The organism is Burkholderia sp. Ax-1720 (assembly GCF_011753035.1).
Lineage (GTDB): Bacteria > Pseudomonadota > Gammaproteobacteria > Burkholderiales > Burkholderiaceae > Burkholderia > Burkholderia gladioli.
This window is the reverse complement of record NZ_VWWK01000128.1, coordinates 1-21,594: the sequence shown is the minus strand read 5'-3', so window position 1 is coordinate 21,594 and position 21,594 is coordinate 1. Positions and strand designations below refer to the sequence as shown.

Genomic DNA, 21,594 nt, shown 5'->3' with positions numbered 1-21,594 from the left:
GAACATCGCGAACCTCGACCTGGCGCACGTGCAGAAGCGCATCGAGATCGCGAACTACGAGAAGGCGATCCAGACGGCGTTCCGCGAAGTGTCGGACGGGCTGGCGGCACGCGGCACGTATGACCAGCAGATCGCGGCGCTGGCGCGCAACGAGCAGGCGCAGCAACGTCGCTACGATCTGTCGGACCTGCGCTACCGCAACGGCGTGGACAGCTACCTGACCGTGCTGACCGCGCAGACGGACCTGTACACGGCACAGACCACGCTGATCTCGGCGCGCCTGGCGCGCTGGACCAACCTGGTGGACCTGTATCGCGCGCTGGGCGGCGGCTGGATCGAGCACAACGGCGACCAGCCGCGCGAGGCCGATGCCCCGGTCGACTACAGCAAACCGGCTGCGGCACCCGCGGCGGCCTCGCAGCCGACGGCGGGCTGACAGGGCAGCGGTCGAGCGGATCGCGCGGCCGCGGCAGGGGTTTCCAGCCTCGAGCCGCGAGCTGCTCGATCCGCCCGGCGAGCACACGAAAAAACACCCCGGAAGCGCAAGCTTCCGGGGTGTTTTTCATTGGCGGCAGCGCCAGGCCGCCGTCAACCTCCGAGCATCGTCAATGCAGGTCGGCCGTGCGCGGATCGAGATCGTGTCCGGCGCGCCGGATCTCGCATTCGGCCTGCTTCTCGCTCTTCACGCCGTTGAAGATCAGGTTCAGCAGCACGGCGGACACCGAAGCCAGCAGGATCCCGCTGTGCAGGATCGGCGCGAGCGCGCCCGGCAGCTTCGAGAAGAAGTGCGGCGAGACCACCGGCACCAGGCCCAGCCCGATGCTGACCGCGACGATGAACAGGTTGTTGTGGTTGCTCACGAAATCAACGCGCGAGAGCGTCTTCACGCCGTTGGCGGCCACCATGCCGAACATCACGATGCCGGCGCCGCCGAGCACGAAGGCCGGCACCGAGGCGACGATCTGCGCCATCTTCGGGAACAGGCCCAGCAGCACCAGGATCACGCCGCCCGTCACGCACACGTAGCGGCTCTTCACGCCGGTCACGCCCACCAGCCCGACGTTCTGCGAGAACGAGGTATGCGGGAACGAGTTGAAGATGCCGCCGATCAGCGTGCCCAGCCCGTCCACGCGCAGGCCGCGCACCAGGGCCTGCTGGTCGACCGGCCGGTCGACCATGTCGCCCACGGCGAGGAACATGCCGGTCGACTCGATGAAGGTGACGAACATCACGATCACCATGGTGGCGATCGACAGCGCGTCGAAATGCGGCGTGCCGAAGTGGAAGGGCATCACGAAGCCGACCCAGGGCGCGGCCGCCACGCCGTCCAGGTCGACGCGGCCCAGCGAGAGCGCGATCACGAAGCCGGCCACGATGCCGAGCAGCACGGCGATATTGGCGAAGAAGCCGCGGCCGAACTTGTTGATCATCAGGATCAGCACCAGCACCAGCAGCGACAGGCCCAGGAACACCGGGTTGCCGTACTCGGGGTTGCCCACGCCGCCGGCCGCCCAGTTGATGCCAACCCCCATCAGCGACAGGCCGATCACCGCGATCACGGTGCCCACCACCACCGGCGGGAAGAAGCGCAGCAGCTTGCCGATCACCGGCGCGATCACGATACCGATCACGCCGGCCGCGATGGTCGAGCCGAACACGTCCAGCAGGCCCAGGCTCGGGTTGGTGCCGATCGCGATCAGCGGCCCCACCGAGGCGAAGGTGCAGCCCATGATGACGGGCAGGCGGATGCCGAAGATCCACACGCCGAGCGTCTGGATCAGGGTGGCGATGCCGCAGGCGAACAGGTCGGCGCTGATCAGGAAGGCGATCTGATCCTTCGGCAGCTTCAGCGCGCTGCCGATGATGAGCGGCACCGCGACGGCGCCCGCGTACATCACCAGCACGTGCTGCAGACCCAGGGTGACGAGCTTGCCGGCGGGCAGGATCTCGTCGCACGGATGGACCGTGGTCGATTGCATCTGTCTCACTCCATGATCTTGTTGTCGGGGTGCAGTGAAGTTATGCGCAACGACCCGGGCCAACAAGAGCACTGGGCGCTATTCCGTGCTTTGCAGGCGGGATATGCGATTTTCACGAAGGAATGCGGGGAAATCATGGTGGACGCGCCGCGGCAGTGGGATTCCCGGCAGTTATAGCCAGACAAAAACCGCCTGGCGCCGCCGCCAAATATCACTGCGTTTATGGTCTGTATCGGCGGCGGCGCATAGAGGGTTTTGGCCGCGCCTCGCGGCATGGATGGGTAAACCCCAGCCGGCGCGGTTTTTCACGGGGTCGGATGGCGGCGGCGAGGTGATTGCGACGGGGTTCATGAGCGTCGTCGTTTCGATCGTTTTCCGGCGCATCCCGCCCATCGCGAGCGAGCGGGGCAGGCGCCGCAAACGCCGTTGCGCGACGCGGCGCGACATCGATCCGTCGCGTGGCGCCATGCCGGTTTTCCCGGCACGCGTTTACACTTCCGGCTGGTCCCCCGCGCCGGCTCGCCGGCGCGCTTCGGCGGCAGGGCACGACGCGCGACACGCGCGCCGCGCGCGCCCTGCCCGGACAACGATTCCCCGGTTGCCGCCCGTCGCGCGTGACGCGCGGCGCAACCTCACCGACAAGGAGCTGCAAGCATGAAGACGAAAGCCGCGATCGCATGGAAGGCCGGTGCGCCGCTGACCATCGAGGAAGTGGATCTGGAAGGCCCGCGCGCGGGCGAGGTGCTGATCGAGGTGAAGGCCACGGGGATCTGCCACACCGACTACTACACGCTGTCGGGCGCCGATCCGGAAGGCATCTTCCCGGCCATCCTCGGCCACGAGGGCGCGGGCGTGGTGGTCGACGTCGGCCCCGGCGTCGGCACGTTACGCCGCGGCGACCACGTGATCCCGCTCTACACGCCCGAATGCCGCGAGTGCAAGTTCTGCCTGTCGCGCAAGACCAATCTCTGCCAGAAGATCCGCGCCACCCAGGGCAAGGGCCTGATGCCCGACGCGAGCTCGCGCTTCTCGCTCGACGGCAAGCCGATCTTCCACTACATGGGCACCTCGACCTTCTCGAACTACATCGTGGTGCCGGAGATCGCGGTGGCGAAGATCCGCGAGGACGCACCCTTCGACAAGGTCTGCTACATCGGCTGCGGCGTGACCACCGGGGTGGGCGCGGTGGTCTACTCGGCCAAGGTCGAGGCGGGTGCCAACGTGGTGGTGTTCGGCCTGGGCGGGATCGGCCTGAACGTGATCCAGGGCGCGAGGATGGTGGGCGCCGACAAGATCATCGGCGTCGACATCAACCCGGCGCGCGTCGAGCTGGCGAAGAAGTTCGGCATGACCCACTTCATCAACCCGAAGGACGTGGAGAACGTGGTCGACCACATCGTGCAGCTGACCGACGGCGGCGCGGATTACTCCTTCGAGTGCATCGGCAACGTCACCACCATGCGCCAGGCGCTGGAATGCACGCACAAGGGCTGGGGCCAGTCCTTCATCATCGGCGTGGCGGCGGCCGGCCAGGAGATCAGCACGCGGCCGTTCCAGCTCGTCACGGGCCGCGAATGGAAGGGCTCGGCCTTCGGCGGCGCGCGCGGGCGCACCGACGTGCCGAAGATCGTCGACTGGTACATGGAAGGCAAGATCAACATCGACGACCTGATCACGCACCGCCTGCCGCTCGAGAAGATCAACGAGGGCTTCGACCTGATGAAGAAGGGCGAGTCGATCCGCTCGGTCGTGCTGTACTGAGGCACGAGGCGCGACCATGCTCGAACTCCTGTCCTCCCATGCCGCGTTCGGCGGCGAGCAGCGCTTCTACCGCCACGACTCGGCGGCGATCGGCCTGCCGATGAAGTTCTCGGTGTTCCTGCCGCGGCAGGCCGCCCACGACGGCGCGCGCGTGCCGGCGCTGTTCTTCCTCGCGGGCCTGACCTGCAACGAGGAAACCTTCATGATCAAGGCCGGCGCGCAGCGTTTCGCGGCCGAGCACGGCATCGCCCTGATCGCGCCCGACACCAGCCCGCGCGGCGCGAACGTGCCGGGCGAGACGGCCGCCTGGGATGTCGGGGTGGGCGCGGGTTTCTATCTCGACGCGAGCGAGGCGCCCTGGGCCACGCATTACCGGATGGAGTCCTACATCGTCGACGAGCTGCGCGCGCTGGTGCTGGGCGCCTTGCCGATCGAGGGCACGCAGCTGGGCATCTTCGGCCATTCGATGGGCGGCCACGGCGCGCTGACCCTGGCGCTGCGCCATCCCGGCGTGTGGCGCTCGGTGTCGGCCTTCGCGCCGATCGCCGCGCCGATGCGCTGCGCCTGGGGCGAGAAGGCCTTCACGGCTTATCTCGGCGAGGATCGCGAGCGCTGGAAGGAGCACGATGCGAGCGAACTGGTGGCGCGCTCCGACGCGCCGCGCTACGCCGACGGGATCCTGGTCGACCAGGGCCTGGCCGACCAGTTCCTGCCGACCCAGCTCAACCCGGACGTGTTCGAGGCCGCCTGCCGCGAGGCCGGGCAGCCGCTGACGCTGCGCCGTCACGAAGGCTACGACCACGGTTATTACTTCATCTCGACCTTCATCGCCGATCACCTCGCGCATCACGCGAAGACGCTGCTGGCCTGAGCGGCGCGCATCCCGCAGCACCTCCGGCGACACCTCCGGCAACAAAAAGCCCGCGACACGAGCGATCGTGACGCGGGCTTTTTTTCGGGCGAGCGGCGCGTGTGCCGCCTCAGGCCGTCGCGCGATACCGTCCCGTCAGGCTCGCCGCATAGACCAGCGCCGACAGCGCGGTGATCCAGAAGCTGGTCGGCCAGTCGGTGTAGTAGGCGAGCGTGACGCCGAACCAGGCCTCGGCCAGCGCGAACAGCGCGGCCAGCCAGACGCCGCTGGCCAGGCGCGTGCTGAGGTTCTGCGCGGCGGCGGCCGGGCCGACCAGCAGCGTGAACACCAGCAGCACGCCGACGATCTGCGTGCAGGCCGCCACCGCCAGCGCGCAGATCGCCAGGAACAGCACCGACACCAGCCGCAGCGATACGCCCTTGGCCTCGGCCAGCTCCGGCTGCAGCGAGGCGAACACCAGCGGACGCATGATCGCGGCCAGCGCGATCAGGCTGACCGCGCCGATGCCGGCCAGCACCATCAGCGTGGCGTGGCTCACGCCGAGCACGTTGCCGAACAGCAGGGCGGTGACCTGGGTGGCGTAGCTGGTATAGAAATGCAGGAACAGCAGGCCGGCGCCGAGCGCGAGCGAGAGGATCACGCCGATCGCCACGTCGCGGCCCGCGAGCTTCTCGCCGAGCGCGCCCATTGCGATGCCGGCCGCCAGCGTGAAGCCGACCATGCCCCAGATCGGCGAGAGGCCGAGCAGCACCGCGCCGGTGGCGCCGGTGAAGCCGACGTGCGAGAGCGCGTGACCGGCGAAGGTCTGGCCGCGCAGCACCAGGAAGTAGCCCACCACGCCGGCCAGCACCGCGACGATGCCCGACGCGATGAACGCGTTGACCATGAATTCGTATTCAAACATCGTGCCGGTGTCCGTGCGTGTTGCCTTGTGCGTGGCCGCCATGCGCATGGCCGTGGCCGTGTGCGTGCCCATGCGAGCCGTGCGAATGCGAGCCGTCTTCCTCGTGTTCGTGATCGTGCTTTTCCACCTCGACGTCGCCCGACATCACGAAGATGCGGCCGTTTACGCGCATCACGTCGATCGGCGAGCCGTAGAGCCGCGACAGCACCGGCCGCGTGATCACCTCGTCGACCGTGCCGAGCGCGGCCGTGCCGTTGCCGAGATACAGCACGCGATCGAGCGCGTTGAGCAGCGGATTCAGTTCATGCGCCGAGAACAGCACGGTGATGCCGAGCTCCTGCTGCACGCGACGCACCAGCTCGACCACGCCGCGCTGGTGATGCGGATCGAGGCTGATCAGCGGCTCGTCGAGCAGCAGCAGCTTCGGCGCGCCGAGCAGGCATTGCGCCAGCAGCAGGCGCTGGCGCTCGCCGCCCGACAGCTCGAACAGCGGCCGCCGGGCGAGCGCGGTGCCGCCCACCAGATCGAGCACGCGCGCCACGTCGGCGCGTACCTCGGCGCTGGCATGCGGCAGGCCCCAGCGGTGGCCGTCGGCGGCCATCGCCACGAAGTCGTGGCCGCGCACGCGGCGCCCGGCCAGCGCGCTGCGGATCTGCGGCATGTAGCCGATGGCGGGATTGCCGCGCGCCACCGGCGCGCCGGCCACCGAGATGCGGCCGCCGGCGGCGGGCACCAGGCCCAGCACCGCGCGCATCAGAGTGGTCTTGCCGGCGCCGTTGGGCCCCAGCACGCCGACGAATTCGCCGGCCTCGACGGCCAGGCTCACCTCGCGCAGGATCGTGCGTCCGCCCAGTTCGAGCGTGACGCGATCGAGCGCGAGCGCGGGAGAGGAAGAGGTCATGGGTTCAATGTCGGCCCAGCGCGGCGCCCAGCGCATCGAGCTGCGCGAGCATCCACTGCTGGAAGGTCTTGCCGGCCGGTTGCGTCTCGGTGACGCTGACGGTCGGCACCGAGGCGTCCTTCGCGATCTTCAGCATGCGCTTGGTCATCGGCTCCTCGGCCTGGCTGTTGTAGATCAGCGCCTTGACCTGGCGCTTGCGCAGGTCGTTCTCAAAGGCGGTGATATCCGTCGCGCTCGCCTCCGTGTCGTTCATGGTCGCCAGCTGGAAGCGCAGGTTGCGCATTTCCAGGCCGATCGCATCCGACATGTAGCCGAACACCGGCTCGGTGGCCGTCACCGGCACGCCCTTGTACTGCGCGCGCAGCGCGGCGACCTTGGCGTCGATCGGCTTGAGCGAGGCCAGGAAGCCGGCCAGGTTCGCGTCGTAGTCGGCCTTGTGCGACGGGTCGGCGGCGCCCAGCGCCGCGCTGATCGCCAGCGCCGCGGCCGGCATGGTGGCCGGATCGTACCAGAGATGCGGGTTGTCGCCGGGCTTCTTGCCGATCAGGTCGGCCACCACGATGGTCTTGCGGGTGGCGTTCTTCGAGGCGGCCAGCAGCTTGCCCATCCAGGGATCGTAGTCGGCGCCGTTGTAGACCACCAGGTTCGCGTGCTGCAGCGCGCGCGCCGTCTTCGGGCTGGCCTCGAACAGGTGCGGATCCTGGTCCGGGTTGCTGAGGATGCTGGTCACCGACACGTTGGCGCCGCCGATCTGCTTGATCACGTCGCCGTAGAAGTTCTCGGCGGCGACCACCTGCAGCTTGGCGGTCTGCGCGGCGGCGGGGCCGGCGAAACCGGCGAGGCCCGCCACCGACAAGGCGGCGCAGCCGGCGGCGAACCAGCGGATCAGGCGGGAGCGGGCGCGCAGCGGCGCGCGCGACGTGGCGGCGAAAGTCATGCTTGTTCCTCGACGGGGGTAGCAGTCGCGCGCCCGGAATGGGCGCGCGGCGGGTGCGTCACGCGTGCGGCGCGCCCTTGGGATGGGTCTTGCATTCGCCGCACAGGCCGGTCAGCTCGACCACCTGGCGGTGCATCTCGAAACCGTGCGCCGATTCGCAGGACGAGAGCTGGCGCGCCAGCTCGGCGCCGGGGATCTCGACCGTGTCGCCGCAGGATTCGCAGATCAGGAACTGGCCCTGGTGGGGCGGCCCGATCTCGCAGCAGGCCAGGAAGGCATTGCGCGATTCGATGCGATGGATGAAGCCGTGCTCGACCAGGAAGTCGAGCGCGCGATAGACCGTGGTGGGCGGCATGCGGCCGCGTTCGGGCGCCAGTTCGCCGATCAGGTCGTAGGCGCCGATCGGCCGCTGCGCGGCCAGCACCTTCTCATAGACCTGCCGCCGCAGCGGCGTCCAGGTGAGGCCATGCTCGGCGGCGAACGCGTCGGCACGGGCGAGGCGGGCATCCAGGGGCGAGGTCGAGGCCATGACGGGCACCTTCCGAAGGCAGGGAAAGACGAATGATATAACGTATCGCCACCCTGTGCATGGCCTGCCGCCGCGCGCGGCTGCGCGCCATGCGGCAGCGCATCATCGAAACCGGCGCTTTCGCCTTGACAGCACCCGTTTGGTATCCGATTATTCGATCGCAATCTGAGCAAATGATCATTCGATGAGCGTTAGCTCACTGAATGCCGGATGACACCACGAACAACGAATCGGAGACACCAGTGAGATTGCAGGACAAGGTCGCGATTTTGACGGGCGCCGCCAGCGGCATCGGCGAAGCGGTTGCGCAGCGTTACCTGGACGAGGGCGCGCGCTGCGTGCTGGTCGACCTGAAGCCGGCCGGCGGCTCGCTGGCCGCGCTGATCGAGGCGCATCCCGATCGCGCCATCGCGATCACCGCCGACGTGACGCGGCGCGAGGACATCGAGCGCATCGTCGCGACCGCCGTCGAGCACTTCGGCGGCGTCGACATCCTGTTCAACAATGCGGCGCTGTTCGACATGCGCCCGCTGCTCGACGAATCCTGGGACGTGTTCGACCGCCTGTTCTCGGTCAACGTGAAGGGCCTGTTCTTCCTGATGCAGGCGGTTGCCCAGCGCATGGTCGAGCAGGGCCGCGGCGGCAAGATCGTCAACATGTCCTCGCAGGCCGGCCGGCGCGGCGAGGCCCTGGTCTCGCACTACTGCGCGACCAAGGCCGCGGTGCTGAGCTACACGCAATCGGCCGCGCTGGCGCTGGCGCCGCACAAGATCAACGTCAACGGCATCGCGCCGGGCGTGGTCGACACGCCGATGTGGGAGCAGGTCGACGCGCTGTTCGCGCGCTACGAGAACCGGCCGCTCGGCGAGAAGAAGCGCCTGGTGGGCGAGGCCGTGCCGCTCGGCCGCATGGGCTTGCCGGCCGACCTGACCGGCGCCGCGCTGTTCCTCGCCTCGGCCGATGCCGACTACATCACCGCCCAGACGCTCAATGTCGACGGCGGCAACTGGATGAGCTGAAGCCATGGCCGAGATCGTCGTCGCCGGCGAACTGCTGGCCGAATTCGTCGCCGCCCGGCGCGGCCAGGGTTTCGCCGAGCCGGGCGAGTTCACCGGCCCGTTCCCGAGCGGCGCGCCGGCCATCTTCGCCGACCAGGCCGCGCGCCTGGGTGCCTCGGTGACCTACGCGGGCTGCGTGGGCCGCGACGCCTTCGGCGACGCGATCGTGGCGCGGCTGGCCTCGCACGGCGTGCGGACCGACGCGATCCGTCGCGTCGCGCGCCCCACCGGCCTGGCCTTCGTGGCCTACCGCGACGACGGCAGCCGCCAGTTCGTCTACAGCATCGACGGCAGCGCCTCGGCCCTGCTGGAGGCCGCCGACGTGACGGCCGCCATGTTCGAGGGCTGCCGTTACTACCACGTGATGGGTTCCTCGCTGACCAGCGAGAACGCCATCGCCGCCGTCAAGCGCGGCGTGATCGAGGCGGCCCGGGTGGGCGCGAGGATCTCCTTCGACCCGAACGTGCGCGCCGAGATGCTCGCCTTCAAGCCGATGCGCGCCGCGCTCGAGGAACTGCTCGACGCCTGCCACCTGTTCCTGCCCAGCGAGGCCGACCTGCCGTTCTTCTGCGGCCCGCAGCCGGCCGAGCGCGCGATCGCGGGCCTGCTGGCCACCCGGCCGCTGCTCGAGCGGGTGGTGCTCAAGCGCGGCGCGGCCGGCAGCAGCGCCTTCGACCGCCAGGGCCAGATCGACGTGAGCGGCTACGAGACCACCGAGATCGATCCGACCGGCGCCGGCGACTGCTTCGGCGGCACCCTGGTGGCGAGCCTGATCCAGGGCTGGCCGATCGAGGCGGCGCTGTCGCGTGCCAACGCGGCCGGCGCGCTGGCGGTGGCGCGGGTGGGCCCGATGGAGGGCAACAGCTCGCCCGACGAGATCGTCGCCTTCCTCACCGAGCGAGGTATCGCATGTCCAGCCTGAGCCCCGCCGCCCCGCAAGCCGCCGTCGCGCCGGACACGCTCGGCGCGATCTTCGCCGCCAACCGCAAGGGCGCGCGGCGCGGCATCTATTCGGTCTGCAGCGCGCATGCGCTGGTGCTGGAGGCCGCCTTCGAGGCCGCCCGCGACGACGGCTCGCCGCTGCTGATCGAGGCCACCTGCAACCAGGTCAATCATCAGGGCGGCTATACCGGCATGACGCCGGTCGATTTCCGCCGCGAGGTGGAGGCGCTGGCCGCGCGCACGGGCTTTGCGCTCGAGGCGCTGGTGCTCGGCGGCGACCACCTCGGTCCGAACCCGTGGCGCCACCTGCGCGCCAAGGAAGCGATGCAGGAGGCGGCGACCATGGTGGCCGCCTACGTCGCGGCCGGCTTCACCAAGATCCATCTCGACGCCAGCATGGCCTGCGCCGACGACAGCGCGCCGCTGTCCGACACGCTGGTGGCCGAACGCGCGGCCCAGCTCTGCGCGGCCGCCGAGGCCGCGGCCGAGGCGGCCGGCAGCGCGCCGGTCTACGTGGTCGGCACCGAGGTGCCGGTGCCGGGCGGCGAGACCGCGAGCGAGGCCGCCGATGCTGCCGAGGCCGATGCGGCCGAAGCCTGCCCGCTGTCCCATATCCGCGTGACCCGCGCCGAGGCGATCGAGGCCACGCTGGAAGCGCATCGCGAAGCCTTCGCGCGCTACGGCCTGGAAGCGGCCTGGGCGCGCACGGTGGCGGTGGTGGCCCAGCCCGGCGTCGATTTCGACGATCGCCAGGTGCTCGACTACGCGCCGGCCAAGGCTGCCGAGCTGGCCGCCAGCATCCTCGCGGTGCCGCGCTTCGTGTTCGAGGCGCATTCGACCGACTACCAGACCGAAGCCTCGCTCGCCGCCCTGGTGCGCGACCACTTCGCGATCCTGAAGGTGGGCCCCGGGCTCACCTTCGCATTGCGCGAGGCGCTCTTCGCGCTGAGCTACATCGAGGAAGCGCTGGTCGACGAGAATCGACGCTCGCGGCTGCGCGAGGTGATCGACGAGGCGATGCGCGCGCGTCCCGAGCACTGGGCGCCCTACTACCGCGGCGACGAGGGCGCGCAGCGCCTGGCGCGCCAGTTCAGCTACAGCGACCGGATCCGCTACTACTGGCTGCAGCCGGCGGTGGCGGCAGCGGTAGAGCGGCTGTTCGCGAACCTGCGGCGGCAACTGCCGCCCGAGACCCTGGTGGCGCAATGGCTGCCCGACGTCTACGACGCGCGCCGCTCGCGTGCGCTCGGCGACGATCCGGCCGCCTGGGTCCGGTTCCGGATCCGCCACACGATTGCCCGCTACGCGCGAGCGTGCGGGATGCAGCAGGACGGGTGAGGCCGACGAGCCCGCCCGACGTGGAAAGACCGTCACAACGAAACACGAACAGCGATAAAACAGGAGACATGCCATGCAAGGACAGACGCTCATCGCCGCCGCCGCGCGACTTCTCGTGGGTGCCGCGTTCGCGTCGTCGGCGCTCGCCGCCCAGGCGGCGACGCTGACCATCGCGACGCTCAACAACCCCGACATGATCGAGCTGAAGAAGCTCTCGCCGGCCTTCGAGAAGGCGAACCCGGACATCAAGCTGAACTGGGTGATCCTCGAGGAGAACGTGCTGCGCCAGCGCGCCACCACCGACATCACCACCGGCAGCGGCCAGTTCGACGTGATGGCGATCGGCACCTACGAGGCGCCGCAATGGGGCAAGCGCGGCTGGCTCTCGCCGATGACGGGCCTGCCCGCCGACTACGACCTCAACGACGTGGTGAAGACCGCGCGCGACTCGCTGTCCTACAACGGCCAGCTCTACGCGCTGCCGTTCTACGTCGAGAGCTCGATGACCTACTACCGCAAGGACCTGTTCGCGGCCAAGGGTCTCAAGATGCCGGACCAGCCGACCTACGACCAGATCGCGCAGTTCGCCGACAAGCTGACCGACAAGGCCAACGGCACCTACGGCATCTGCCTGCGCGGCAAGGCCGGCTGGGGCGAGAACATGGCCTACGTGTCGACCGTGGTGAACACCTTCGGCGGCCGCTGGTTCGACGAGAACTGGAACGCGCAGCTCACCTCGCCGGAATGGAAGAAGGCGATCGGCTTCTACGTGGACCTGCTGAAGAAGGACGGCCCCCCGGGAGCGAGCTCGAACGGCTTCAACGAGAACCTGACGCTGACCGCCTCGGGCAAGTGCGCGATGTGGATCGACGCGACGGTGGCCGCCGGCATGCTCTACAACAAGCAGCAGTCGCAGGTGGCCGACAAGATCGGCTTCGCGGCCGCGCCGGTGGCGGTCACGCCGAAGGGCTCGCACTGGCTGTGGGCCTGGGCGCTGGCGATCCCGAAGACCTCCAAGCAGCAGGACTCGGCCAAGAAGTTCATCACCTGGGCGACCTCCAAGCAGTACGTCGAGATGGTCGGCAAGGACGAGGGCTGGGCCTCGGTGCCGCCGGGCACGCGCCAGTCGACCTACGCGCGTCCCGAGTACAAGGCCGCCGCGCCGTTCTCGGACTTCGTGCTGAAGGCCATCGAGACCGCCGACGTCAACGATCCCTCGCTGAAGAAGGTGCCGTACACGGGCGTCCAGTATGTCGGGATTCCTGAGTTCCAGTCGTTCGGCACGGTGGTCGGCCAGTCGATCGCCGGCGCGGTGGCCGGCCAGATGACGGTCGACCAGGCACTGGCCGCCGGCCAGGCCGCCGCCGACCGCGCGGTTCGCCAGGCCGGCTACAAGAAGTAATTCCGTTCGAGCGTGTCACGCGATCCGGCCGGGCCGGCCGGATCGCGATGCTTCGGCGCGGGTGCCGCTGGTTCGGCGCCTCGCGCGAGATTCAAGAGGGTCCGAGCATGCGTCACCTACGTCTTCCCCTACATCACACGGCGCCCATGACCGATTCGTCTCCCGCCTCCGCCGCCTCCGCGCGCGGCAAGCCCGCCCGCTGGCTCGTCACACCTTCGGTGGCCGTGCTGCTGCTGTGGATGTCGATCCCGCTCGCGATGACGATCTGGTATTCGTTCACGCGCTACAACCTGCTGAACCCCGATGAAAAGGGTTTCGCGGGCCTCGACAACTACCATTACCTCGCCACCGATCCGTCCTTCCTGCCGGCGATCTGGCACACGCTGGTGCTGATCGTGGCGGTGCTGGCGATCACCGTGATCGGCGGCGTGCTGATGGCGGTGCTGTTCGACCGCAAGTTCTACGGCCAGGGCATCGCGCGCCTGCTGGCGATCGCGCCGTTCTTCGTGATGCCGACCGTCTCCGCGCTGATCTGGAAGAACATGATCCTGAACCCCGTCTACGGGCTGGTGGCCGGCGTGATGCGCGCCTTCGGCATGACCCCGATCGACTGGTTCGCCGACTACCCGCTGACCGCGGTGATCATGATCGTCTCCTGGCAGTGGCTGCCGTTCGCCTTCCTGATCCTGTTCACCGCGATCCAGTCGCTCGACCAGGAGCAGAAGGAAGCCGCGCGCATCGACGGCGCCGGCGCGCTCGCGATGTTCTTCTACATCACGCTGCCGCACCTGAAGCGCGCGATCGCGGTGGTGGTGATGATGGAAACCATCTTCCTGCTGTCGATCTTCGCCGAAATCTATACGACCACCGGCGGCGGTCCCGGCAACGCGACCACCAACCTGTCCTACCTGATCTACTCGCTGGGCCTGCAGCAGTTCGACGTCGGCCTCGCCTCGGCGGGCGGCATCCTGGCGGTGGTGCTGGCCAATATCGTGTCGTTCTTCCTGGTGCGCATGCTGGCGAAGAACCTGAAGGGGGAGTACGAAGCATGAGCGAGCTGTCCTTGAAACAGAGCGCGGGCGGCCTCGACACGCTCAAGCGCGCGATTCCCGGCGTGCTGGCCTGGCTGATCGCGCTGCTGCTGTTCTTCCCGATCTTCTGGATGGCGATCACCGCCTTCAAGACCGAGCAGCAGGCCTACTCGATGTCGCTGATCTTCACGCCGACGCTCGACAGCTTCCGCGAGGTGTTCGCGCGCAGCAACTACTTCGGCTTCGCCTGGAACTCGATCCTGATCTCGGTCGGCGTGACCGTGGTGTGCCTGCTGTTCGCGGTGCCGGCCGCCTACGCGATGGCCTTCTTCCCCACCGGGCGCACCCAGAAGGTCCTGCTCTGGATGCTGTCGACCAAGATGATGCCCTCGGTGGGCGTGCTGGTGCCGATCTACCTGCTCTGGAAGAACTCGGGGCTACTCGATACGGTGAGCGGCGTGGTGATCATCTATACCCTGATCAACCTGCCGATCGCGGTGTGGATGACCTTCACCTACTTCACCGAGATCCCGCGCGACATCCTGGAAGCGGGCCGCATCGACGGCGCCACCACCTGGCAGGAGATCGTCTACCTGCTGATGCCGATGGCGCTGCCGGGCCTGGCCTCCACCTCGCTGCTGCTGGTGATCCTGTCGTGGAACGAGGCCTTCTGGAGCATCAACCTGACCAGCTCCAACGCGGCGCCGCTGACGGTGTTCATCGCCTCCTACTCGAGCCCCGAGGGCCTGTTCTGGGCCAAGCTGTCGGCCGCCTCGCTGCTGGCGGTGGCGCCGATCCTGATCGTCGGCTGGCTGTCGCAGAAGCAACTGGTGCGCGGCCTCACCTTCGGAGCTGTCAAGTGAGCGCGCCGGGTATCGAGGGGCGCGACGAGGGACGCGACGAGGGACGCGACCGGCTGCTGATCTGCGACTGCGACGGCGTGCTGATCGACAGCGAGGCGGTGGCCGCCGGCGTGCTGGTGCGCGAGCTGGAAGCGCGCTGGCCCGGCGTCGAGGTGCGGCCGATCGTGCTGCCGCTGCTGGGCCTGCGCACCGAGCGCGTGCTGGCCGGCGCCGCCGCGCAGGCCGGGCACACGCTGTCGGCCGAGGAGATCGAGACGATCCGCGCCACGGTCGAGCGCGCCGCCGTGCAGGCGCCGGCGGTGGACGGCATCGACGCGGCGCTGGCCGCGATCCCGTTGCCGATCGCCTGCGCCAGCAACAGCAACCGCCCCTATGTGGAAGCGGCGCTCACCCGCACCGGCCTGAAGCGCCATTTCGGCGAGCGCCTGTTCTGCGCCGACGGCGTCGAGCGGCCCAAGCCGGCGCCCGACGTCTACCTGGCCGCCGCGCACACGCTGGGCTTCGCGCCCGAGCACTGCCTGGTGGTGGAGGACAGCGCCACCGGCATCACCGCGGCCGCGGCGGCCGGCATGACGGTGATCGGTTTCGTCGGCGGCGGGCATGCCTCGCCGTCGCAGGTCGATGCATTGCGCGCGATCGGCGCGCGCCATGTGTTCGATCGCATGGACCTGCTGCCGGGCCTGGTCGCGCAATGGATCGCGACCGGCACCGTGCAGTCGCAATGAACTGAGCCGGGCCGCCGCGCGCCGTCGAGCGCGCGCGCAGCCCGTCACGAACAGCAGCAAGACAGCGGAGACAAATCATGGCAAGCGTGCTTCTGCGCGATATCGGCAAGCGCTACGACGACAACGAAGTGCTAAGCAAGGTCAACCTCGACATCGCCGACGGCGAGTTCGTGGTGTTCGTCGGCCCCAGCGGCTGCGGCAAGTCCACGCTGATGCGGATGATCGCCGGGCTCGAGGACATCTCGGGCGGCGACCTGCTGATCGACGGCGTGCGCGTCAACGAGACGCCCAGCGCCAAGCGCGGCATCGCGATGGTGTTCCAGTCGTATGCGCTCTACCCGCACATGACGCTGTACGACAACATGGCTTTCGGCCTCAAGCTGGCCGGCGCGAAGAAGCCCGAGATCGACGCGGCGGTGCGCAATGCCGCCAAGATCCTGCACATCGACCACCTGCTCGACCGCAAGCCCAAGCAGCTCTCGGGCGGCCAGCGCCAGCGCGTCGCGATCGGCCGCGCGATCACGCGCAAGCCCAAGGTGTTCCTGTTCGACGAGCCGCTGTCGAACCTCGACGCGGCGCTGCGCGTGAAGATGCGCCTGGAGTTCGCGCGCCTGCACGACGAGCTGAAGACCACCATGATCTACGTGACGCACGATCAGGTGGAAGCCATGACGCTGGCCGACAAGATCGTGGTGCTCTCGAACGGCAGCGTGCAGCAGGTCGGCTCGCCCAACGCGCTCTACCATGCGCCGGCCAACCGCTTCGTGGCCGGCTTCATCGGCTCGCCGAAGATGAACTTCCTGGAAGGCGTGGCGCAGGCCGTTTCGCCCGAGGAAGTGACGGTGCGCTTCGAGAGCGGTGAATCGCAGCGCGTGGCGGTGCGCACCGGTTCGCTGCGCGTGGGCGACAAGGTGACGGTCGGGATCCGCCCCGAGCATGTCCAGGTCGGCGCGGCCGAGGGCGAGGGCGTGGCGGTGCGCACCATGGCGGTGGAATCGCTGGGCGACTCGGCGTATCTGTACGCGGAATCGAAGATCGCGCCGGACGGCATGATCGCGCGGATCCCGCCGCTCGAGACGCATCGCCCGGGCGAGGTCCTTCGCGTGCATGCGCAGCCCGAGCACTGCCACCTGTTCGACGCCGAGGGTCGTGCCTTCGAGCGCCGCCTGCCGCAGGCGCTGGCCGCCTGAGGCTGGGCCGGCAAGCGGTGGCGGCCGAGCGCCGCCCCGCTCGACACGACAAGGCCGCGCGAGTCCCGCGCGGCCTTGTCGTTTTCAGCAGCGAAATCGCGTCAGCGTTTCGATCGTCGTCCAAACGAAAACGGCGGCACCGAAGTGCCGCCGCCCGGGTTGCGCGATGTTCGCGCCATCGATCCTTTCGATTCCTTTCGATCCGGCGCCGCGCGTCTCAGTCCGCCAGCGCGGCGCGCGCGCAGCTCTCGTCGGTGACGATGCCCGACAACCAGCCGCCGCGCAGCGCGGCCAGCACGGCCGCCTGCTTGCGCGGGCCGCCCGCGAAGCCGATGGTGGGCCGGCGCGGCGGCGCGTCGAGCGAGACGCTGGTCACGCGCGCGGTGGACGGCGTGACCACGCTGCGGCCGCTCGAATCCATCGGCAGCCCGATCATCTCGGCCACCGCGCCGTATTCGATCATCTCGTTCAGTTCGTCGGCCGTGATGAAGCCGTCCACGTACAGCGGGCAGTCCGGGCCGACGTTGCCGATCCCGACGAAGGCCACGTCGGCATCGGCCGTGAGCTGCTCGACGATCCGGTACAGGCGGTGGTTGCACCACTGCGCGCGCTCGGCCACGTTGTCGGCGAACAGCGGCGCGGGCAGCAGGAAGTGCTTGCCGCCGGTTTTCTCCGAGATGTGCTGGGCCACGTCGTAGGGGTTGGACGAGCCGTCCTGGGCGATCGCGCCGACCATCGACACCAGCCGGTGCTGGGGCCGCTCGATCTGCGCGATCTGCGCGACCGCGGCCTTCAGGGTCCGGCCGCTGCTGACCGCGATCACCATCGGCCGCTCCTCGTTGAGGTAGCGCTCCATCACCTGGGCGCCGGCCACCGCCAGCTTGCGGTCGATCGCGTCGGGCGTGTCCGCGTCGATCGGCACCACCTCGCAGAGCGACAGGCCGTAGCGCTCCGACAACTGCGCGGCCAGGTCGAGACAGTCGGCCACGCGATGATCGACGCGCACCCGGATCAGGTTCTTCTCGACCGCGAAGGCCACCAGCCGCTGCGCGACCGGGCGCGAGACCTGCAGCTTCTCGGCGATCTCGTTCTGCGTGTCGCCGGCGACGTAGTAGAGCCAGGCGGCGCGCGTCGCGAGGTCGAGTTTTTCGGAGGACTTGGGCACGGGGGCTGGGCTCGTCGGGCGGGCGTCTGGCTGGAAAGTTAGGGATCGTATCGCAAAGCGCGTCAGGCAAGCCGCGGTCGCGAGGGCTCGAATAGCGGCCGCACGTGGCGATACAGCGCGCGATAGGTGTCGAGGCGCTCGCGCAGCCAGGCATGACGGGCCGCGTCGGGCGCGTATTCGGCCGACAGCGGCGGCTTGGTCAACACCTGCGACGCGTCGCCGCCATCGGCCAGCCAGCCGAGCCGCGCCGCGCCGAGCGCCGCGCCGGTCGCGCCGCCGCCGAGCTGGTGGGTGCGCACGTCGAGCGCGTCGGCCACCAGTTGCGCCCAGTAGGCGCTGCGCGCGCCGCCGCCGATCAGCGCCAGCGAGGCCGAGCTGGAGCCGGCCGCCACCAGCGCGTCGTGGCCGTCGGCCAGCGCCAGCGTGACGCCTTCCAGCACCGCGTAGCCGAGCCGCGCGCGGTCGGTGCCATGCGTCATGCCGTAGAACACGCCTTGCGCGTAAGGGTCGTTGTGCGGGGTGCGCTCGCCCGACAGATAGGGCAGGAAGATCGGCGCCTCGGCCAGCGCGGCCGGGTCGAGCGCCTCGACCTCGGCGATCAGGGTCGGCTCGTCGGTCGAGGTCAGCTTGCAGACCCAGCGCAGGCAGCTCGCGGCGGACAGCACCACGCTCATCTGCTGCCAGCGATCGGGGATCGCGTGGCAGAACGCATGCAGGGCCGATTCGGGATAGGGCATGAAACGGTCGCCGACGATGCTCAGCACGCCCGAGGTGCCGAGCGAGACGAAGCCGTCGCCGGGCTGGGTGGCGCCGATGCCGAGCGCGCTGGTGGCGTTGTCGCCGCCGCCGCCGGCCACCACGATGCCTTCGGCCAGGCCCAGCTCGCGTGCCGCCGCGGCGCGCAAGGTGCCCGAGGGCGCGTTGCCCTCGACGATGCGCGGCATCTGCTCGCGTCGCATGCCGCCCGCCTCGAGCAGGCTGCCCGACCAGTCGCGGCGCGCCACGTCCAGCCACAGCGTGCCGGCCGCGTCCGAGGGATCGGAGACGCGGTTGCCGGTCAGCCGCAGCCGCAGGTAGTCCTTGGGCAGCAGCACGCAGTCGATCTTGCCGAACACCTCCGGCTCGTGCGTGGCGACCCAGATCAGCTTGGGCGCGGTGAAGCCCGGCATCGCCAGGTTGCCGGCCAGCCGGTGCAGCTCGGGCGCGCGGCGCGTGAGCGTCGAGCATTCCTCGTCGCTGCGCATGTCGTTCCAGAGGATCGCGGGCCGCAGCACGCGATCCTCGCGATCGAGCAGCACGGCGCCGTGCATCTGGCCCGACAGGCCGATGCCGCGCACCTGGGCGTATTCGGCCGGGTATTTGGCGCGCAGCGCCGCGAGCGCCTCGCGGGTGCCCTGCCACCAGTCCTCGGGATGTTGTTCGGCCCAGCGCGGATGCGGGCGCGACACGGTGAATGGCGTACCCGCCGTGCCGACGACCGTGCCGTCGGGGGAAAGCAGCAGCACCTTGACTTCCGAGGTGCCGAGATCGATGCCGAGATACATGATGGGCGGAAGCAGTCCGTCGTCAGAGAGTCGCTACTGTAGCCGCGCGGCGCGGGCCGTGCCAATGCCGGATGACCCGCACGGGCGGGGCGCGATGGCGCCCTGGCCCGCGCCGAGCCGGTGTTTCGGTCGCTACCTCAGCCGCTGCGTCAGCGCGAGGCGAACCAGGCGTCGACGCGCGCCAGCCCCGCGCGCAGCACCCGCGCGAGCCGTTCGTCGTCGGCCAGCGAGCCCCACAGCGAGCGCTCGGCGGCCAGCGCGGCGACCGGATCGTCGGCCGCCACGATCGCGCGCGCCACGCCCGGGTCCATCACACCGTCCTGATACTCGTAGGGCAGCAGGCCCTGCGACCAGCGTTCCAGGAAGCGCAGGAACAGGGCGGGCAGCACGGCGGTCGAGACCGGCTCGGCGCCGCGCGCGAAGCAGTCGGCCAGGGTCGGCGCGATGAAGCCGGGGATCTTCGAGAAGCCGTCGGCGGCCACGCGCTGGTTGGTGTCGAGGATGTAGGGATTGCCGAAGCGCTCCAGCACCACGTCGCGATACCGCGCCAGGTCGAGCGGGCTCGGGGTCAGCGAGGGGATCACGTCGTCGCTGACATAGTCGTGCGCGAGCTGGCGGATCGCCGCGTCGTGGGTGCCTTCGTGGATGTAGCTCAGGCCCGCCAGCGTGCCGGCCCAGGCGATGCAGCTGTGGGTGGCGTTGAGGATGCGGATCTTCGCTTCCTCGTAGGGATGCACGTCCTGCACCAGCTCCGCGCCGGCCTGCTCCCAGGCCGGGCGGCCCGCCACGAAGCGGTCCTCGATCACCCACTGGATGAAGGATTCGCCCATCACCGGGCAGGCGTCGTCCACGCCGGTGGCGGCCTTGACGCGCTCGGCCACGTCCGGCGTGGGGCGCGGCGTGATGCGGTCGACCATCGCGCTCGGGCAGGACACGTTGGCGTCGAACCAGGCCAGCAGCTCGGCCAGGCCGCGCCGCTCCAGGAACTCGCGCATGCCGGCCTCGAAGCGCGCGCCGTTGCTGCGCAGGTTGTCGCAGCTCTGCAGCGTCAGCGGCCCGGCGCCGCGCGCCTGCCGTTCGGCCAGCAGCGCGGCCAGCGCGCCGTAGATGGTGGTGCGCGCGCCCTGCAGGTCGGCGGCCAGGTCGGGGTTGCCGGCGTCGAGCCGGTTGTGTTCGTCGAGGTAGTAGCCGCCCTCGGTCACCGTGAACGACACGATCCGGCAGGCCGGATCGGCGCCGGCCTCGACCAGCGCCTTCAGGTCGATCGACCAGGGCAGCACGCGCGTGATCGAGCGGATCGTCTCGTAGGCGCGTTCGCCGCCGGGCGTGACGGTCTCGAGCGTGTAGGCGCCGTGCTGGGCGGCCAGCGCGTCCATGGTGGCGCGCATGTCGTCGCGGATGTTGGCGACCACCAGCGACCATTGGCCGGCGGTGTCGCCCGCGGCCGCGGCGGCTTGATTGACGCGATGCAGGTACCAGGCCTGATGGGCGCGGTGGAACGAACCGGCGCCGATATGCAGGATCACGGGCGCGACGGTCGGCGGAGGATTCATCCCTTGTCTCCTTGTGGCCGAAGACGGCCTCGTTAAGATCATTTGCTCGCTTTGTGAGCGAATGATCTTATTCGGGCTGGGGAAAGTCAAGGCGGATGGTGCGGATTTCGATGCTGCACTGCGTCGTGGCGCGGGCCGCGGCGGTGCCGCTCGCGCCTGCGCGCGCGGCACCGCCGAAAAAGACAGTACCGATGCGCGGGCGATATCTCGATACTGTCGTCTGGTCCCGATTGCGAGAGAGCGCGCCGATGAGCGATACCCGATCCGATCCCGCCGCTGCCGCCATGACGGTGCGCGACGCGGTGCTCGACCTGCTGCGCCAGTTCGGCATCGACAAGGTGTTCGGCAATCCCGGCTCGACCGAGCTGCCGATGTTTCGCGATTTCCCGGCCGATCTCGACTACGTGCTCGGGCTGCAGGAGGCGGTGGTGGTCGGGATGGCCGACGGCTACGCGCAGGCGAGCGGCCGGGCGGCGCTGGTCAACCTGCATTCGGCCGCCGGGCTCGGCAACGCGATGGGCAACCTGTTCACGGCCTTTCGCAACCACACGCCGCTGATCGTCACGGCGGGGCAGCAGGCGCGCTCGCTGCTGCCGCTCGATCCCTATCTCGGCGCGCAGCGCGCGGCCGAGCTGCCGCAGCCCTATGTGAAATGGAGCGTCGAGCCGGCTCGCGCGCAGGATGTGCCCGCCGCGATCGCGCGCGCCTGGCGGATCGCGATGCAGGAGCCGCGCGGGCCGGTGTTCGTGTCGGTGCCGGTGGACGATTGGGACCAGCCGGCCGAGCCGGTGGCGCCGCGCGCGGTGAGCCAGGTGCAGGGGCCCGATCCGGAGGCGCTGGCGCGGCTCGGCGCGGCGCTGGAGGCCAGCGCGCGGCCTGCCATGGTGGTGGGTGCCGCGCT

General features: G+C 69.5%; 21 protein-coding genes. 13 read left to right on the top strand and 8 right to left on the bottom strand.

Features of this window, described 5'->3' with window-relative positions:
• A partial coding sequence (locus tag F3J18_RS26725; protein WP_166915147.1) for a TolC family protein occupies positions 1 to 436 on the top strand: 436 nt, incomplete at its 5' end.
• Between the two features lie 169 nt (positions 437 to 605).
• On the opposite strand, the gene F3J18_RS26720 is transcribed toward F3J18_RS26725, so the two are convergent.
• A complete protein-coding gene (locus tag F3J18_RS26720; protein WP_036038383.1) occupies positions 606 to 1,979 on the bottom strand; it encodes a nucleobase:cation symporter-2 family protein in 1,374 nt (457 codons plus the stop codon).
• 277 nt (positions 1,980 to 2,256) lie between these two features.
• On the opposite strand from F3J18_RS26720, the gene F3J18_RS26715 reads away from it, so the two are divergent.
• From F3J18_RS26715 to fghA, 3 genes are read left to right on the top strand one after another with little or no spacing between them, the layout of a single operon-like run.
• Entirely contained in the window at positions 2,257 to 2,637 is a 381-nt protein-coding gene (locus F3J18_RS26715; protein ID WP_166915145.1) for a hypothetical protein, read from the top strand.
• A complete protein-coding gene (locus tag F3J18_RS26710) occupies positions 2,634 to 3,740 on the top strand; it encodes an S-(hydroxymethyl)glutathione dehydrogenase/class III alcohol dehydrogenase (RefSeq protein WP_025101462.1) in 1,107 nt (368 codons plus the stop codon). Before F3J18_RS26715 ends, F3J18_RS26710 begins: the two co-directional genes overlap by 4 nt.
• A 16-nt stretch (positions 3,741 to 3,756) precedes the next feature.
• Entirely contained in the window at positions 3,757 to 4,611 is an 855-nt protein-coding gene (fghA, locus tag F3J18_RS26705; RefSeq protein ID WP_166915143.1) for an S-formylglutathione hydrolase, read from the top strand.
• Between the two features lie 109 nt (positions 4,612 to 4,720).
• On the opposite strand, the gene F3J18_RS26700 is transcribed toward fghA, so the two are convergent.
• The 4 genes from F3J18_RS26700 to F3J18_RS26685 are packed head-to-tail and all read right to left on the bottom strand — an operon-like array spanning position 4,721 to position 7,882.
• Positions 4,721 to 5,515, bottom strand: a complete 795-nt coding sequence (locus F3J18_RS26700; protein ID WP_166915141.1) for a metal ABC transporter permease — start codon at positions 5,513 to 5,515, stop codon at positions 4,721 to 4,723.
• Positions 5,508 to 6,416, bottom strand: coding sequence for an ABC transporter ATP-binding protein (locus tag F3J18_RS26695; RefSeq protein WP_166915139.1), 909 nt, complete (start codon positions 6,414 to 6,416; stop codon positions 5,508 to 5,510). The genes F3J18_RS26700 and F3J18_RS26695 overlap by 8 nt, the downstream gene beginning before the upstream one ends.
• A 4-nt stretch (positions 6,417 to 6,420) precedes the next feature.
• Complete coding sequence (locus F3J18_RS26690; RefSeq protein WP_166915137.1) at positions 6,421 to 7,353, bottom strand: metal ABC transporter solute-binding protein; 933 nt, start codon at positions 7,351 to 7,353, stop codon at positions 6,421 to 6,423.
• 58 nt (positions 7,354 to 7,411) lie between these two features.
• Positions 7,412 to 7,882, bottom strand: coding sequence for a Fur family transcriptional regulator (locus F3J18_RS26685; protein ID WP_017919889.1), 471 nt, complete (start codon positions 7,880 to 7,882; stop codon positions 7,412 to 7,414).
• Positions 7,883 to 8,124: 242 nt separating this feature from the next.
• Here F3J18_RS26685 and F3J18_RS26680 point away from each other — a divergent pair, with 242 nt between their 5' ends.
• From F3J18_RS26680 to ugpC, 8 genes are all read left to right on the top strand, one after another.
• Positions 8,125 to 8,901, top strand: a complete 777-nt coding sequence (locus F3J18_RS26680) for an L-iditol 2-dehydrogenase (protein ID WP_013699220.1) — start codon at positions 8,125 to 8,127, stop codon at positions 8,899 to 8,901.
• Between the two features lie 4 nt (positions 8,902 to 8,905).
• The gene (locus F3J18_RS26675) at positions 8,906 to 9,862 is read left to right on the top strand and encodes a sugar kinase (protein ID WP_166915135.1); all 957 of its coding nucleotides are present in this window, start codon (positions 8,906 to 8,908) and stop codon (positions 9,860 to 9,862) included.
• The gene (locus F3J18_RS26670) at positions 9,850 to 11,220 is read left to right on the top strand and encodes a D-tagatose-bisphosphate aldolase, class II, non-catalytic subunit (RefSeq protein ID WP_166915133.1); all 1,371 of its coding nucleotides are present in this window, start codon (positions 9,850 to 9,852) and stop codon (positions 11,218 to 11,220) included. Before F3J18_RS26675 ends, F3J18_RS26670 begins: the two co-directional genes overlap by 13 nt.
• A 73-nt stretch (positions 11,221 to 11,293) precedes the next feature.
• Positions 11,294 to 12,622, top strand: coding sequence for a sugar ABC transporter substrate-binding protein (locus F3J18_RS26665; RefSeq protein WP_025101469.1), 1,329 nt, complete (start codon positions 11,294 to 11,296; stop codon positions 12,620 to 12,622).
• 107 nt (positions 12,623 to 12,729) lie between these two features.
• On the top strand, positions 12,730 to 13,674 hold the full coding sequence (locus F3J18_RS26660) for a sugar ABC transporter permease (RefSeq protein ID WP_047836110.1): 945 nt from the start codon (positions 12,730 to 12,732) through the stop codon (positions 13,672 to 13,674).
• Positions 13,671 to 14,516 (top strand): carbohydrate ABC transporter permease, encoded by an 846-nt coding sequence (locus F3J18_RS26655; RefSeq protein WP_025101471.1) that lies wholly within the window; start codon positions 13,671 to 13,673, stop codon positions 14,514 to 14,516. The genes F3J18_RS26660 and F3J18_RS26655 overlap by 4 nt, the downstream gene beginning before the upstream one ends.
• A complete protein-coding gene (locus F3J18_RS26650; protein ID WP_025101472.1) occupies positions 14,513 to 15,241 on the top strand; it encodes an HAD-IA family hydrolase in 729 nt (242 codons plus the stop codon). Before F3J18_RS26655 ends, F3J18_RS26650 begins: the two co-directional genes overlap by 4 nt.
• Before the next feature lie 77 nt (positions 15,242 to 15,318).
• On the top strand, positions 15,319 to 16,431 hold the full coding sequence (gene ugpC, locus F3J18_RS26645; protein ID WP_025101473.1) for a sn-glycerol-3-phosphate ABC transporter ATP-binding protein UgpC: 1,113 nt from the start codon (positions 15,319 to 15,321) through the stop codon (positions 16,429 to 16,431).
• A 217-nt stretch (positions 16,432 to 16,648) separates the two neighbouring features.
• On the opposite strand, the gene F3J18_RS26640 is transcribed toward ugpC, so the two are convergent.
• From F3J18_RS26640 to dalD, 3 genes are all read right to left on the bottom strand, one after another.
• Positions 16,649 to 17,596, bottom strand: coding sequence for a sugar-binding transcriptional regulator (locus F3J18_RS26640; protein ID WP_025101474.1), 948 nt, complete (start codon positions 17,594 to 17,596; stop codon positions 16,649 to 16,651).
• A gap of 62 nt (positions 17,597 to 17,658) precedes the next feature.
• Positions 17,659 to 19,140, bottom strand: coding sequence for a xylulokinase (gene xylB / locus F3J18_RS26635; protein WP_025101475.1), 1,482 nt, complete (start codon positions 19,138 to 19,140; stop codon positions 17,659 to 17,661).
• Between the two features lie 149 nt (positions 19,141 to 19,289).
• Positions 19,290 to 20,693 carry a D-arabinitol 4-dehydrogenase gene (gene dalD, locus F3J18_RS26630; protein ID WP_166915131.1) on the bottom strand — a complete coding sequence of 468 codons (1,404 nt, stop codon included), beginning with the start codon at positions 20,691 to 20,693 and terminating at the stop codon, positions 19,290 to 19,292.
• 248 nt (positions 20,694 to 20,941) lie between these two features.
• Here dalD and F3J18_RS26625 point away from each other — a divergent pair.
• The coding region (locus F3J18_RS26625; protein WP_275691838.1) for a thiamine pyrophosphate-binding protein at positions 20,942 to 21,594 on the top strand (653 nt) is incomplete at its 3' end.

Excerpts from the sequence above, each read along its gene's own strand:
- F3J18_RS26660 (WP_047836110.1), top strand. The coding sequence starts at position 12,730 with ATGCGTCACCTACGTCTTCCCCTACATCACACGGCGCCCATGACCGAT.
- F3J18_RS26675 (WP_166915135.1), top strand. The coding sequence starts at position 8,906 with ATGGCCGAGATCGTCGTCGCCGGCGAACTGCTGGCCGAATTCGTCGCC.
- F3J18_RS26665 (WP_025101469.1), top strand. The coding sequence starts at position 11,294 with ATGCAAGGACAGACGCTCATCGCCGCCGCCGCGCGACTTCTCGTGGGT.
- F3J18_RS26690 (WP_166915137.1), bottom strand. The coding sequence starts at position 7,353 with ATGACTTTCGCCGCCACGTCGCGCGCGCCGCTGCGCGCCCGCTCCCGC.
- F3J18_RS26655 (WP_025101471.1), top strand. The coding sequence starts at position 13,671 with ATGAGCGAGCTGTCCTTGAAACAGAGCGCGGGCGGCCTCGACACGCTC.
- F3J18_RS26695 (WP_166915139.1), bottom strand. The coding sequence starts at position 6,416 with ATGACCTCTTCCTCTCCCGCGCTCGCGCTCGATCGCGTCACGCTCGAA.
- F3J18_RS26710 (WP_025101462.1), top strand. The coding sequence starts at position 2,634 with ATGAAGACGAAAGCCGCGATCGCATGGAAGGCCGGTGCGCCGCTGACC.
- fghA (WP_166915143.1), top strand. The coding sequence starts at position 3,757 with ATGCTCGAACTCCTGTCCTCCCATGCCGCGTTCGGCGGCGAGCAGCGC.
- F3J18_RS26670 (WP_166915133.1), top strand. The coding sequence starts at position 9,850 with ATGTCCAGCCTGAGCCCCGCCGCCCCGCAAGCCGCCGTCGCGCCGGAC.
- ugpC (WP_025101473.1), top strand. The coding sequence starts at position 15,319 with ATGGCAAGCGTGCTTCTGCGCGATATCGGCAAGCGCTACGACGACAAC.
- F3J18_RS26715 (WP_166915145.1), top strand. The coding sequence starts at position 2,257 with ATGGGTAAACCCCAGCCGGCGCGGTTTTTCACGGGGTCGGATGGCGGC.
- F3J18_RS26685 (WP_017919889.1), bottom strand. The coding sequence starts at position 7,882 with ATGGCCTCGACCTCGCCCCTGGATGCCCGCCTCGCCCGTGCCGACGCG.
- F3J18_RS26720 (WP_036038383.1), bottom strand. The coding sequence starts at position 1,979 with ATGCAATCGACCACGGTCCATCCGTGCGACGAGATCCTGCCCGCCGGC.
- F3J18_RS26700 (WP_166915141.1), bottom strand. The coding sequence starts at position 5,515 with ATGTTTGAATACGAATTCATGGTCAACGCGTTCATCGCGTCGGGCATC.
- xylB (WP_025101475.1), bottom strand. The coding sequence starts at position 19,140 with ATGTATCTCGGCATCGATCTCGGCACCTCGGAAGTCAAGGTGCTGCTG.
- dalD (WP_166915131.1), bottom strand. The coding sequence starts at position 20,693 with ATGAATCCTCCGCCGACCGTCGCGCCCGTGATCCTGCATATCGGCGCC.